The sequence below is a fragment of the Exiguobacterium aurantiacum genome, from assembly GCF_001766415.1.
Lineage (GTDB): Bacteria > Bacillota > Bacilli > Exiguobacteriales > Exiguobacteriaceae > Exiguobacterium > Exiguobacterium aurantiacum_A.
Genome location: NZ_MKXO01000002.1, coordinates 283,870 through 297,317 on the forward strand (window position 1 = coordinate 283,870; position 13,448 = coordinate 297,317).

Genomic DNA, 13,448 nt, shown 5'->3' on the forward strand with positions numbered 1-13,448 from the left:
AGAAAACCATAGCTTTTTCATAGCAACGAAATTTAGCCATCAAACAGTTTTACGAATGTATGATGGCCATTTCTTTTTGTTTGTGAATATTTCCGCACTAAATGGGTAATATTGAAAGTATATTAGTTGTGAATTAGGTGTAAATTGTCAATAAGGAGGGGAATTTAGAAATAAGTAAGCATGCATGCTCGTCACATGACCTCTTCACGACTTGCTTACACTATCAGTCACGAGTCATTTATGTTCTTTGTCAACCGTAGTCGCGCCCTCGACCGTTTGAGCTTTCCTTGAAAACCATCACTGTTCAACCACACCACGACCTTTGAAGCAATCAAGCGCTTCTAAAAAGGAGAGACATCACGATGAAAAGATGGACAGAGCAGCAAATCATCTCATGCCTACAACAAGCAGCGAACGAACTCAAAGAATTCGATACGAAACAATACACACTCTGGGCCCGCAGCAAAGACGTTCCTTCCCTCTCGACCGTGATTTACAAATTCGGTTCCTGGCGCGAAGCCGTTCAAGCCGCTGAAATCAAAATGATGTACCGCTATTATTCGGACGAAGATATTTTAACCGCGTTAAACGAGGCCGCCGAAGAGCTCGACATCTTTACGAGCCAAACGTATCGGGAGTGGGCCAAAGTCGCACAAGCCCCGTCGCTCACGCTGATCAGCAGTCGGTTCGGCTCGTGGTCAAACTCGCTGCGCGAAGCAAAATTGCAGACGACGACGGCCCGCAATAACGAGGAGCGCATCATTCAGGCACTCATCGAGGCATCCTCCGAACTAACACGTCTCACTTCACAGCACTATGCTGTCTGGGCGCAAGAGAAGGGATATCCGACCGTGGCAACGATTGCTCGGAAGTACGGCTCCTGGAGCTACGCCTTGTTCGTCCTCGATATCGCCCCACCGAAACGGAAATGGGACGAGGAGGACGTCATCGAGGCGCTCCGGGTCGCTAAAGATGAATTAAACCATTTCAGCATCCTTCACTACCGCAAATGGGCCGAAGGACGAAACGTGCCGAGCACGTCGACGATCAACGCCTTGTTCGGCAGCTGGACCGCCGCTTTGAAATGTATGGAACAACAGCAAGTCATCACATGACAAAAGCGCCGTCTCATCAAGAGACGGCGCTTTTGTCATGTGACGATCGTGATGAACAGTGGGATACCGACGAGCAAATTGAACGGGAACGTGACGGCGAGGGCGAGCGTCAAATAAAACGACGGCTCGGCTTCCGGGACGGACGCCTGGAGCATCGCCGGCGCCGCGATGTAAGAGCCGCTTGCGGAGAGCGTCATAAGCAAGATCGTCCCCCCGTCAGACAAACCGGCCAGTCCGGCGGCAAAGTAGCCGACAACGGCACCGATGAGCGGGAACATCGTCCCGACAATTAAAAACTTCATGCCGTACGCCGGGACGTCTTTCAGCTGATGGCCGACCTTGACCCCAAGACTCAGTAAGAATAAGAGTAAGACGCCCGGGAACAAATCGACGAAAAAGGGTGTCAGCGCCGACGTGTCCGGCGTGACGAATCCGACGACAAGGCCGGCGATGAGCAAGAGGATGCTCTTTGAAAGCATACTGTCCCGGATGACGGTGAACGACTGACTTGGGGCGGCCGTGATACCGAGCACACGCGTCTGGTTGTACAGTAAGAGCGCGACGACGAGACCGGGAATCTCGAGGACGACGACGAGCGTCGTCATGAACGGTTCATAGCTGATGCCGAGCCGCTCGAGCTGGGCGGTCGCAGCGACATACGTCACGAGCGAGACCGAACCGAACGTCGCCGCCATGGCGATCCGTTCGTGAAAGCTGAACTTGAGCAGACGACCGAGTCCAAAAGCGACGAGCGGTAAAACCATCCCGAGGACGAGCGTCACGGCGAGCGGTGCCGCAAGCTCGTCAAGCGAGACAGCGGCGAGCCCCATGCCGCCTTTTAACCCGATGGCGAGTAGCAGATAAATGTTGAGCGTCACACTGAGCGATTCTGGGATTCTTAAATTCGATTTTCCGAGGGCGGCAATCACGCCCGTCACGAACAGGAGCACCGGGGCGCTCGTCAATAAAAACGTCAATAGTTCCATTGTTTCCTCCTAGACGACAAAAGCGCACACCAAAGAAAGGTGTGCGCTGCATGCCGACGGCTCGAACACGTTCGTTCCGTCTAGCCGACAACTGTCGGGGTAGTTTTTGACAGCTCCGTTTCAGGACGGCGGTGGAAAGTTCCCGTAGGTCATCTCCACCAATCCTGACGCGTCTCTGCTTCTAGTGTAAAAATGTCATTACGCCTTGTCAACCACATCGTCCCACGCTGCATCCAACCGAAAGACGATGAGGCGTTCGCCTGTCTTCGTGCTGATGTCCGTATGGAGCGACACGAGCCGTCTCCCAAGCACGTCATGAATGATCGTCTCGAGTTGGACCCGGCCGGATTCGACGAGGTTGTTGCGGTATTTCTTTAACTGTTCGCGACCACTCGACTTCGCGGCGAGTTCATACTCGGCCGGGGTCAAGACGCCTTGCAGCGTCACGATGGCCAAGTCGCGGAGCAGGTCACTCTTACACGTTAATGAACCGCGTCCAAGATACTCTTTCTCCCATTGGGTGATCCGGGCGCTCAGTTCCATCTCGAGCTGACCTTTTTTCTTCATCGTTACTTCACGAATCCGATCATCATCTCGCGAAGAATCTTCGCGGCGGCAATCGCCGTCATGTCTGACTGATCATAAGCCGGTGACACTTCGACGAGGTCGGCACCGATGATATCGAGGTCAGCGTTGGCGATGGCATGGACCGACTCGAGCAACTCTTTCGTCGTGATGCCGCCGATCTCTTGCGTGCCGGTTCCTGGTGCGGCCGACGGGTCAAGGACGTCGATGTCGATCGTGACGTACACTTTTTTTCCGGCGAGCGTCGGCAGGACGCGCTTGAGCGGTTCGAGCACTTCATACTTGTACAAGTTGTAGCCGACTTCTTTTGCCCAGTCGAACTCTTCTTTCATCCCCGAACGAATCCCGAACGAGTAGCAGTTCGACGGCCCAATCAAGTTGGCCGCTTTTTTGAGCGGTGTCGAGTGCGAGAGCGGCTCGCCTTCGTAATCGTCACGAAGGTCGGTGTGCGCGTCGAGGTGCAAGATGACGAAGTCGTCCCCGTACGCGTCATGCATCGCCTTGATGACCGGCCACGTGACGAGGTGTTCACCACCCATACCGAGCGGGAACTTCCCTTCTTTGATGACGTCTTTGACGAACGACTCGATCATGTCGAGCGACTTTTGGGCGTTGCCGAACGGAAGCGGGATGTCTCCTGCGTCATAGACGGCCGCTTCGTTCAAGTCCCCGTCAAGGTACGGGCTGTATTCTTCGAGTCCGATCGAGACTTCACGGATGCGGTTCGGACCGAAACGTGAGCCCGGACGGAAACTGACCGTCCAGTCCATCGGCATGCCGTAAAGGACCGTCTTCGCTTCCGTCACTTCCGGTAGGCTCGCGATAAATACTTTCCCTGAGTAGGCTTCATCGAATCGTTTGATCATTTCGTCAAGTCCTCCACGAATTTAGGAAGTACGAACGCCGCCGAGTGAAGCGCTGGCGTGTAGTATTTCGTCTCGATATCGTGGAACCGCTCAGCCGGTACTTGAAGCGGGTCGTACTTCTTCGAGCCAATCGTGAACGTCCACAAGCCGCTCGGGTACGTCGGTACGTTGGCTGTGTACAGCTTCGTGATTGGGAAGATCTCTTTCACGTCACGCTGTACCGTTTGGATGAGTTCTGGTGTGAACCACGGGTTATCCGACTGCGCGACGAAAATTCCATCGTCTTTGAGCGCTTTCGAGATTCCCGCGTAGAACCCTTTCGTGAACAAGTTCGCTGCCGGTCCGACCGGTTCAGTCGAATCGACCATGATGACGTCGTACTCGTTCTCAGACTTCGCGATATGCATGAAGCCGTCGCCGACGATGACTTCGACGCGTGGGTTATCGAGCTCACCCGCAATATTTGGCAAGTATTTCTTCGAATATTCAATGACTTTCCCGTCGATGTCGACAAGAACCGCTTTCTCGACTGTTGGGTGTTTCATAATCTCACGGATGACTCCACCGTCGCCGCCGCCGACCACGAGAACGTGTTTCGGGTTAGGGTGCGTGAACAGTGGCACGTGCGCCACCATCTCGTGATAGACGAATTCGTCTTTATCCGTCGTCATGACCATTCCGTCAAGCAACAACATTGTACCGAACTCGTCCGTTTCGACCATCTCTAGTCGTTGAAACTCCGTTTGTTCGCTCTCATAAACGTGGTTAACCCGGAACGTGATCCCGTAATCTTCTGTCTGGTGCTCCGTAAACCATAACTTTAATTTTTGGTCCATCGATAGAACCCCTTTCTGTTCAAAAAGTTGTTCGTATGCGAGTGGCGTTTTGAGGCGCTTCTTATTCATACGATAGGAAGTATACAAAAACTGTCCGCATTTTGCACGATTTTTTTATTTATTCGTCCAGATGTGTGATTTTTCCATGAGGTTTAGCCGATAAACTGGATATAGATGTATTTTATAACAGTAAAGGAGGGATCCTATGTGGTCTCCTTGCGTGGCCTGCTCCACGACAATCCCGCTCTTTGAACGGGGCTTGTTGGTCGTCAACGACCAACCTCAGCCATACGAATCATTTGATGAACTCAAGACTAAGCTATCTTCGGTCGAGGACAATGTATATTGTGTCAACCCTGCCACGAAACAGCAAACGCCGATTCTACCAGCAGTCGATTTGCTCGAACAGATCGCCAACCGTGACACGATCGAGCTGATCCAACACGGGGAGTTCGAAAGTCACCTGCAACCGATCATCCACCTCGACACAGGTGAACGGTTCGGTTACGAGGCGCTCCTTCGCAGCCCGAACAATATCTCGCCTGGGGAGCTGTTCCGCGCCGCCAACCGGTTCGGACTTCATTCGAAGCTCGACCAACGCGCCCGGTCCGAGGCGATCAAAGCGACGTATCACGCCGTCGCGCCTCACGAGAAGACGTTCATCAACTTCTTGCCGTCGACGATCTACAATCCTGACTACTGCCTGCAACACACGTTCGAAGTCATCGACCGCTACGGGCTCAGTGCCGAACGCTTCATCTTTGAAGTCGTCGAGACGGAGAAAGTCCAGGACGTCGCTCATTTGCAGCACGTGTTCGCCACATATAAGAAACGTGGTATGAAAGTCGCACTCGACGATGTCGGCGCCGGCTTCTCGACGCTCGATATGTTACAGCGGCTCGAGCCCGATTACGTCAAAATCGATCGGTCGTATATTTCGTTTTGTGACCAAGATGCCGAGAAACGTACGTTCTTGAAAAATGTGCGTCAATTGACGCGCTCGATGGGCATCACCATCCTCGCCGAAGGGATCGAACGCGCCGAAGAGGTCGACGTCTGTCGCGAACTCGGTTATGATCTCGCCCAAGGTTATTTCTTCGGCAAACCGTCTCCATACGCACTATGAAAACAAAGGCCTAGAGCGAACGCTCTAGGCCTTTGTTTTCAATCGTCCTCTTCTTCTGTATCTTCATTCATATCGTCTTCTTGCATTTCCGTGTCGTCGTTGTTCATCGGTTCCTCGTCCGCTCCCCCGCAAGCGCCGAGAATGATGCCTGTCGCCAGCAGCGACGCAGCCAATGTGCCTTTTCGTTTCATCAAACACACCCCTTTTTGAAAGTTCTGTCGTACAGTAAGGTTTATTCCCTCCACTTGCCCACTCAAACGTCTTTTTTAGAGTGAACTACTCACCACTTATTTGCTTCGCAAGCGATTCATCTCCCACCTACGCTGGGCTTCGCCCCAGACGCTTAGAGGTGGGAGAATTCTCGCTTAATTAGATTAAAACTGTCTGATTGGTGGAATCAATTTAGTGATGACAACTGAACAGAAAGAAGGTGTACCTTTTGAAACGACGTGTCTTACAACTAATCGGAATGTTCGTCCTCGGCATCTTCCTTCTGCTATCACTTTACTCGATCGATGGATTGATCCCGTTTTTGATTGGTGTCGGCATCATCGCGCCGCTCATCGTCGGTTGGAATATTTTATTTGACCAAGTTCAACCGCAAGCGAAGCTCGCCTGGCTGCTCACCGTCTTGTTCATCCCGTTTCTCGGCGCTCTCGCCTGGGTGCTATTCGGCCGGACGCCGAAACGCCACCGCCGGATCAAACGAACTTCGTCTGAGATTCGGATGTTCCGGCACGCAATCGAAGCCGACCGCGTTGAGACGACGAATGACGTATCCGACCGGTTCCCTCTCACGAGAGCGCTCGAAAAAATGGGCGCGACCGGTGCCGACGGTCATACGGCGACGAAACTACTCGTCAACGGAGATGAAAAGTACGACGCTGTGCTCAAAGATATCGAGCACGCGACGCACCATATCCACGTCCAATATTACTTGTTCCGGACCGATGAGATCTCCCTGAAGATTCGCGACGCCTTAATCAAAAGATCCAATGAAAACGTCACCGTCCGTTTTCTTTATGACGGTCTCGGCAGCCAAGAGATCAGCGAAGAATTCCTCGAGCCGCTCCGCAAGTCGCGGGTGCACGTCGAAGCGTTCGATCCGGTCGTGCATCCGCTGCTCGTCTTTAACGCCAACTTCCGGAATCATCAAAAACTCATCGTGTTCGACGGACGGATCGCTTACACTGGTGGACTTAATGTCGGCGATGAATATCTCGGCAGGCATAAGAAGCTCGGTTTTTGGCGAGATACGCATTTGCGGGTCGAAGGACCACTCGTCCGGGAGCTTCAGCGTCTGTTCATCGAGAATTGGCTTTACGCCGGACATGAAGAAGATAGCGAGACGTGGGACCTGTTCGCCGATGCTAAACACCTTCCGGAATATTTCATTAACGAACCAAAAGACGCGAACGGGGCGACACAACTACTCGTGACGTCTCCCGGTAAGGACGTCACGATCCGGGACGGGCTGATGCGTCTGTTGATGGAAGCGAAAGAATCGATTTGGATCACGACCCCTTACTTGATCCCGCCGCCCGAACTGCTCGCCGTGCTAGAAGTCGCGGGGAAAAGCGGCATCGACGTTCGTATCGTCGTCCCAGGACAAGGCGACGAATGGTTCAGTTTCCATGCGACCGAATATTATTTCGAGCAACTGCTGAAACGGAACATCCGCATTTATAAATACAATCGTCATTTCATCCATGCAAAAACCGTCCTCATCGACGGCAAGATTGCGCTCGTTGGGACGGCTAACTTTGATTTCCGCAGCATGTATTTGAATCACGAGATGACGATCGCCCAGTTCGAGACGTCATCAATCGGTCAACTGCATGACGCGTTTTTGAAAGACTTCGACGAGTCGATTCTCGTCGACTGGTCGATGCTCCGAAAAAAATCGAACGGCAAACGGTTCATCGAGGCGTTCTGTCATATCTTCTCGCCGTTGCTTTGAAACACACGCCAGAGGAGATAAATGAGCACGAGTAGCGCGATCAGCACGAATTGCCAACCGGGCGCAACACTCATCACGGCCGTGACCGCGAGCGCCTCGATGAGGAGCGCCGGGATTTTCCCAATCGTGCTCGCCGCGGCGAACGACGGGAGCGTCATCCGACTGAACGCGGCCGATAACGTGACGAGTCCGGACGGAACGAACGGCATGAGTCGCATCCCGAGGACGAGGAACCACGCCTCAACCCCGCTCGCCTCGCGGAGACGCTTGAAGCGCTTTCCGCTCGGTGACGTATACGTTTGTAGCGCACGTCGGTACAGTACGAAACTGATGACCGCTCCAACCGCCTCACCGATGATCGAGACAGTGACGCCGAGACCGAAACCGAGAATGTTTACGTTCAGCGCCGTCAAAAACGCGCTCGGTAACACGCCAGCGACGGCGATGGCACTGTTCAAGACGATGCTGATGACGACAAACAGCGGGATCGGGAGCAGTTCCCATTCCATCATTCAAACCCCATTTCAAAAGGCTGACCCCGCGAGGTCAGCCTTTGTTTTATTTCGCTTCGACTTCATCCCACGCGTCTTCGTCGACAGGTGGAAGGTGTTTCTCTTCAAGCTTCGCTACAACGACCGCACACGTCGCGTCACCCGTGATGTTGACGGACGTACGGAGCATATCGAGGATACGGTCGACCCCGATGATGAGGGCGATCCCTTCGACCGGCAAGTTGACCGACTGTAAGACGAGCGCGAGCATGATGAGCCCGACACCCGGCACACCAGCCGTCCCGATTGAGGCGAGCACCGCCGTGATGACGACCGTCACGAGCTCGGTGATCGTCAAGTCAGCGGCGAACACTTGGGCGATGAAGATGGTCGCGACCCCTTGCATGATGGCCGTTCCATCCATGTTCACCGTCGCACCAAGCGGTTGGACGAATGACGAGATCGAACGCGGGACGCCGAGCTTCGTCTGGGCGAGTTCCATCGACACCGGAAGCGTCGCGTTTGAAGACGACGTCGAGAATGCGAGCGTGATCGCTTCATAGAAGTTTTTAAAGAAGAAGACCGGACTCATCTTGCCAAGCAAGATGAGCGCTCCGCCGTAGACGATGGTCGCATGTAAGAACAACGTCAAGACGACGGCAAACATGTACCATGCCATCGCTGCGACAGCATCCAACCCGATACCGCCGATGGCCGAGGCGATCAGCGCGAAGGCACCGTATGGGGCGAGCTTCATGACCAAGTGAATGAGATGCATCATGATGCGATCCCCTTGTTTCACGAAGCGGCGCCACGTCTTGGCACGTTCGCCGAGGGCGATCATCGCAAACCCGATCAACGCCGCGAAAACGATAATCTGTAGCATGTTCCCTTCAGCGAGCGCTTGGATCGGGTTCGTCGGAATCATATTGACGAACGTCTGGACGATGTTCGACGATTCTTCGGTCGTTGTCGATTCAAATGCTAGATTGGCTGTATCGAAGTTGCCGCGTTCACCTGGCTTGATGACCGACGCGACACCCATCGCGAGCACGATGGCGAGCGCTGTCGTCGTCAAGAAGAACAGAAGCGCCTTCGACCCGACGCGACCGAGCTCTTTCGGGTCACCTAGGCCCATGACACCGAGAATGATCGAGAAGAAGACGATTGGGACGACTAACATTTTAATCAAGTTCAAAAACACTGTCCCGACTGGGGATAGTATGTACGTATTGATCACGTCGTAGACGTTACCGGATAGGCCGGCGAGACCGAGACCGACGATGACCCCTAAGGCGAGGCCAATCAAAATTTTCTTAGTTTCACTCATCGTGTCACCCTTTCTTTTTTACACAGTGCGTTTAGTATAGCATAATGCTAAATTTTCTTACAATTCCGGTTGATTTGCGGGCCTTAACACGGTCATTTTCCCAAGTTGCTTCAAAAGAAAACAAAAAAGATTGGAGACCGTGACGGTCCAATCTTTTTACTCGGCAGCGAGACGCGCGAGTTCAGTATGAAGTTCGGTCGACTGGTCCCATATCTCCGGACGGTGCTGTTGCAGAAACTCCGCGAGCACGCTCCGTGACGGCGCATCCATCATATCGATGAGGATCCGTCCTTTGAGCGACTTGTCCATTTGGTTGACGTGATACGGGAGCAATTTGTACCCGCGACGCGCCTCCAAGTCAATCGACATGTCACAAGCCGCGATCCCGCCGTAGTAGAACCCTTCCGGCTTGCGTCCGACCGTCACCCAGACGATCCAATACGGTTTACCGTTCGGCACAGCTTCCGGGTCGGTCAAAAACTTGATCCGCTTCTCGATTGCCGACTTGGCGTGCATCGCACCCATGTCGATCACTGCCGTACCTGCCTCGACGTCGATGATGACGGGCGACATATTGTTCAAACTGAGCGATCCGACCCCGAAACCGCCGTGGCCGTCCGTCGCATCGTCAGCGATAATGTTAAAGTTGATATCTTTCATGGCATTCCCTCCCCCTCTACTGTACACAAAGACGAGGGAACGTGGCAATCGCGAACGTCAGCCCCACTCGATTCGAAACTTCGTGCCTGGTCCAACCGAACGAATGAGCGGACGATCCGCTTCGATGACACGTCCGAGCACGTTGACCCGCTTGTCGGCCTGAAGGTCTGTCTTCGTCACTTGCATTTCGCCAGCATAGCGCCCGTAATCCATGTTGTCAATCGTGATCGTGCCGAGCGGTCGCTGTTTCGCCGCAACCGGTTCGAGCAAGCGGTCCCCAGGGCGACCATACGCCCGTGATTCGACGGAACGGATGACGTCGCGCGCCGGGTCCATCCGGTTCGTCTGGACGCGGTAGAGCGCCGCCTCGATTGTCGTATACGCCTCGGCCCGGAGGACGAGCATCCCGTTCTCGTATGACGCGAACTGTTCGACCGTCGCATCCGCTAGTCCCGGGTCACCGATCAAAATGCGGTCGACACTCCCCGTCAACTCTAAATAAGCAGCGAACGTCGACAGCTGCCGGTGGTCTTCAAGCGTCGGGAGTCGTTCGTATAGCGGTCCGCGGAGCGTCCCATCTCCCGGGATGAACGCCTGCACGCTCAACCCTTGTCGTTTCAACCAGTCATTTTTTTCGTCAAACCATTGCCGGTCGAGCCCGGTCTCTGGGCGCGGGTAGAAGTTGTGCCATGCTTCGACATTGTCCGTCATGAGCCCTTCCTGTTTCATCTCGTCGAGCTCTTCAGCAGTCAACGTGCTCGCGTTCAAGGCGACGGTCATCCGTTTCGACAGATCGGCGACTTGTTTCGGGGTCACCCCGTAATCGACGCGGAGGCCGGTCACGCCCCAGTCGATGAGCGTATGGGCGTCGTCCCACGTCTTCCCGAGTGCGGCGAGCGAAGTCGGGGCGATATCGGCGAACAGTTCCATGTCATGCTGTCGTGCGAGCGTGCCGAGTCGACGCAACCGCTCCGTGTAGACCGATGGATCGTCTTCCGGGATATGTAGCGATGTGAACAGTGACGTGAAACCGATCTCACGCATGCGTTTCATCCACACCGTGAACGCTTCTGTCAGCGGTTCGCTCAAGTAAACAGATAATCCTCTCATATAAAACAGCCCTCCCTATTCAAAAAGGTGACTCGAAAGAGCCACCTTGGTTGTTAAATCCCATCCGCCATCTCTTCTTTGAAACCGAAGAAATACGTGAAGATGAAGCCAGCCGTATACGAGATGACGAGACCCCCAATATACGTCAAGTACATCCCATTGTCGATGAGCGGTGTAAGCGAGAGACCCGAGACCCCGATCCCGAGCGCTGCCGTTTGCATCGACGCTTGGAACGCACCGCCGACCGCGGCTCCCATACAAGCCGTCAAGAACGGACGACCGAGCGGAAGCGTGACCCCATAAAGAAGTGGTTCGCCGATGCCGAGGAATCCGACGGGGATCGCCCCTTTGATGATGTTGCGGAGACGTTGGTTGCGCGTCTTCACGAAAATCGCAAGCGCGGCCCCGACTTGTCCCGCTCCTGCCATCGCAAGGATCGGCAAGAGCGCCGTGTTGCCAACGGTGTTCAGTAACTCAAGGTGAATCGGCGTCAAACCATGATGCAAGCCGACCATGACGAGCGGCAAGAAGAAGCCAGCGAGGACGGCCCCTGCGACCGGTCCGCCGATTTCAAGCACGGCATTCAGTCCTTGCATTATGCCGTCTGACAACACGCCCGCGACCGGCATGATCGCATAGAGCGCCGTGAAGCCGACGACGAGCACCGTAAGCAGCGGCGTAAAGATAATATCAATCGAGACCGGCATGAAGCGGCGGACGTGTTTTTCGATATACGTCATGAGCCAAGCGGCAAAGATGACACCGAACAGTCCACCCCTTCCGACGACGAGTGCTTCCCCATAGATGACGATGTCGGCGAGTAACGGGTTGAACAAAATCCCCCCGGCAATCGCTCCGAGCACCGGCGTCCCCCCGAACTCTTTCGCCGTATTCCACCCGACGAGGATGGCGAGATAGGCGAAGACCGTGCTCCCGAGCACAAGCAGAATTTGCATCCACGTCTCGGTCCGGTCGACACCAGCGTTGACGGCAAAGTTCGCTGCCCCGTTGATGATCCCTGAAGCGACAAGTCCCGGGATGAGCGGGATGAAGATGTTCCCTAAGCGACGCAAGAAACGTTTGAACGGTGACTTCTGTTTATCTTTCACTTTTTGACGTTCGATGGCCGCCCGCTCGTCAGGCGTCAAGTTCGCATCGACTGCCTCTTCTCCGATGGCGAGCCCCGTCTCACGGCTCAAATGATCCGCGACACGGTTGACAGTCCCCGGTCCGACGACGATTTGCAGCGTCTCATCATCGATGACGCCCATGACGCCGTCGATTTTTTTCAACGCATCGATGTTCACTTTCGTTGGGTCTTTCAACGCCAACCGGACGCGTGTCATACAGTGCGCGAGTTGGCGGATGTTATCTTTCCCCCCGACATGCTCGAGTATGGCTTGCGCCAACACCTCTTCTTTCTTCATCTCGTAATCCCCCTTAAATCGCGTCGCGGACGAATCCGTTCGCGCGCTGTAATCGCTCGACTGCCTCCGCGTAAGAGACGTCGGCTAAAATCATGACGATCGCCGTCTTGACGTGGCCGTTCGATGAAGCGAAATAACGCGCGGCCGTCTGTTCGTCGACCCCTGTCGCTTCCGCAATCATCCGTTTGGCTCGAACTTCCAATTTCTCGTTCGTCGGCTGCACGTCGACCATCAAGTTTTGATACACTTTGCCCACTCCAATCATCGACGCCGTCGAGATCATGTTGAGGACGAGTTTCTGGGCCGTCCCCGCCTTCAAGCGCGTCGATCCGGTCAATACTTCCGGTCCCGTCTCGACCTCGATTTTGAACTCGGCGTGGTCGCTGATTTTTGAGCCTTCGTTGCAAGATAGCGCCGCCGTCGTCGCACCGACTTCACGCGCGTAATCGAGTCCGCCGATGACGTACGGGGTCCGGCCGCTCGCGGCGATGCCGATGACCGTATCGTCCGGACTCAAGTGAAGCGCTTTCAAATCGTTGATTGCCAAATCCATACTATCCTCTGCTCCCTCGACCGCTTTGACGAGCGCGCGTTCGCCCCCGGCAATCAAGCCGACGACCATGTCCGCTGACACGCCGAACGTCGGGACACATTCTGCCGCATCTAAAATACCGAGTCGTCCACTCGTCCCCGCACCGATATAGATCAAGCGTCCGCCTCGTTTAAACGATGTGATCGCTCGTTCTACGACTTGTGCGATGACCGGAAGCTGTTGCTTGATCACGTGAGGCACCGACTGGTCCTCTTCATTCATCACGCCGAGCAGTTCCTCAACCGTCATGTCGTCTAGGCGCATCGTCCGTTCGTTCCGTCGTTCCGTAGCCAATTTGTCTAACATCGCCACCATCCTTTCTTCTCTCTAGTTTTATTGTACTAATTTGAAATTAAAAGTCAAA

Annotated in this window: 14 protein-coding genes; 3 read left to right on the forward strand and 11 right to left on the reverse strand. The window is 54.4% G+C overall.

Features of this window, described 5'->3' with window-relative positions; genetic code table 11:
* Positions 1-362 precede the first annotated feature (362 nt).
* The gene (locus BJU60_RS07330) at positions 363-1,115 is read left to right on the forward strand and encodes a homing endonuclease associated repeat-containing protein (RefSeq protein WP_070328237.1); all 753 of its coding nucleotides are present in this window, start codon (positions 363-365) and stop codon (positions 1,113-1,115) included.
* A 35-nt stretch (positions 1,116-1,150) separates the two neighbouring features.
* On the opposite strand, the gene BJU60_RS07335 is transcribed toward BJU60_RS07330, so the two are convergent.
* From BJU60_RS07335 to speE, 4 genes are all read right to left on the reverse strand, one after another.
* Positions 1,151-2,101 carry a sodium-dependent bicarbonate transport family permease gene (locus BJU60_RS07335; protein ID WP_070328238.1) on the reverse strand — a complete coding sequence of 317 codons (951 nt, stop codon included), beginning with the start codon at positions 2,099-2,101 and terminating at the stop codon, positions 1,151-1,153.
* 198 nt (positions 2,102-2,299) lie between these two features.
* Entirely contained in the window at positions 2,300-2,668 is a 369-nt protein-coding gene (locus BJU60_RS07340) for a DUF2294 domain-containing protein (RefSeq protein ID WP_070328239.1), read from the reverse strand.
* A 2-nt stretch (positions 2,669-2,670) separates the two neighbouring features.
* Positions 2,671-3,552: an agmatinase gene (gene speB, locus BJU60_RS07345; RefSeq protein WP_070328240.1), complete on the reverse strand. Its 882-nt coding sequence runs from the start codon at positions 3,550-3,552 to the stop codon at positions 2,671-2,673.
* Positions 3,549-4,388 carry a spermidine synthase gene (gene speE, locus BJU60_RS07350; protein WP_070328241.1) on the reverse strand — a complete coding sequence of 280 codons (840 nt, stop codon included), beginning with the start codon at positions 4,386-4,388 and terminating at the stop codon, positions 3,549-3,551. The genes speB and speE overlap by 4 nt, the downstream gene beginning before the upstream one ends.
* A gap of 205 nt (positions 4,389-4,593) precedes the next feature.
* Between speE and BJU60_RS07355 the strand changes: the two genes are divergently transcribed.
* Positions 4,594-5,514 (forward strand): EAL domain-containing protein, encoded by a 921-nt coding sequence (locus tag BJU60_RS07355; protein ID WP_070328242.1) that lies wholly within the window; start codon positions 4,594-4,596, stop codon positions 5,512-5,514.
* Positions 5,515-5,552: 38 nt separating this feature from the next.
* Here the strand turns inward: BJU60_RS07355 and BJU60_RS15240 are convergent, their stop codons facing one another.
* On the reverse strand, positions 5,553-5,705 hold the full coding sequence (locus BJU60_RS15240; RefSeq protein ID WP_167615678.1) for a hypothetical protein: 153 nt from the start codon (positions 5,703-5,705) through the stop codon (positions 5,553-5,555).
* A 239-nt stretch (positions 5,706-5,944) separates the two neighbouring features.
* Here BJU60_RS15240 and cls point away from each other — a divergent pair, with 239 nt between their 5' ends.
* A complete protein-coding gene (cls, locus tag BJU60_RS07360) occupies positions 5,945-7,474 on the forward strand; it encodes a cardiolipin synthase (RefSeq protein WP_083274055.1) in 1,530 nt (509 codons plus the stop codon).
* Here cls and BJU60_RS07365 read toward each other — a convergent pair.
* The 6 genes from BJU60_RS07365 to murQ form a co-directional block, all read right to left on the reverse strand.
* Complete coding sequence (locus BJU60_RS07365) at positions 7,450-7,983, reverse strand: TVP38/TMEM64 family protein (protein ID WP_070328244.1); 534 nt, start codon at positions 7,981-7,983, stop codon at positions 7,450-7,452. The genes cls and BJU60_RS07365 overlap by 25 nt on opposite strands.
* Before the next feature lie 49 nt (positions 7,984-8,032).
* Complete coding sequence (locus BJU60_RS07370; protein WP_070328245.1) at positions 8,033-9,295, reverse strand: dicarboxylate/amino acid:cation symporter; 1,263 nt, start codon at positions 9,293-9,295, stop codon at positions 8,033-8,035.
* 156 nt (positions 9,296-9,451) lie between these two features.
* Positions 9,452-9,955 (reverse strand): YwhD family protein, encoded by a 504-nt coding sequence (locus tag BJU60_RS07375; RefSeq protein WP_070328246.1) that lies wholly within the window; start codon positions 9,953-9,955, stop codon positions 9,452-9,454.
* Between the two features lie 57 nt (positions 9,956-10,012).
* Positions 10,013-11,065, reverse strand: coding sequence for a DUF871 domain-containing protein (locus tag BJU60_RS07380; RefSeq protein ID WP_070328247.1), 1,053 nt, complete (start codon positions 11,063-11,065; stop codon positions 10,013-10,015).
* Between the two features lie 53 nt (positions 11,066-11,118).
* Entirely contained in the window at positions 11,119-12,492 is a 1,374-nt protein-coding gene (locus BJU60_RS07385; protein ID WP_070328248.1) for a PTS transporter subunit EIIC, read from the reverse strand.
* Between the two features lie 13 nt (positions 12,493-12,505).
* Positions 12,506-13,399 carry an N-acetylmuramic acid 6-phosphate etherase gene (murQ, locus tag BJU60_RS07390; RefSeq protein ID WP_070328249.1) on the reverse strand — a complete coding sequence of 298 codons (894 nt, stop codon included), beginning with the start codon at positions 13,397-13,399 and terminating at the stop codon, positions 12,506-12,508.
* Positions 13,400-13,448: the final 49 nt, after the last annotated feature.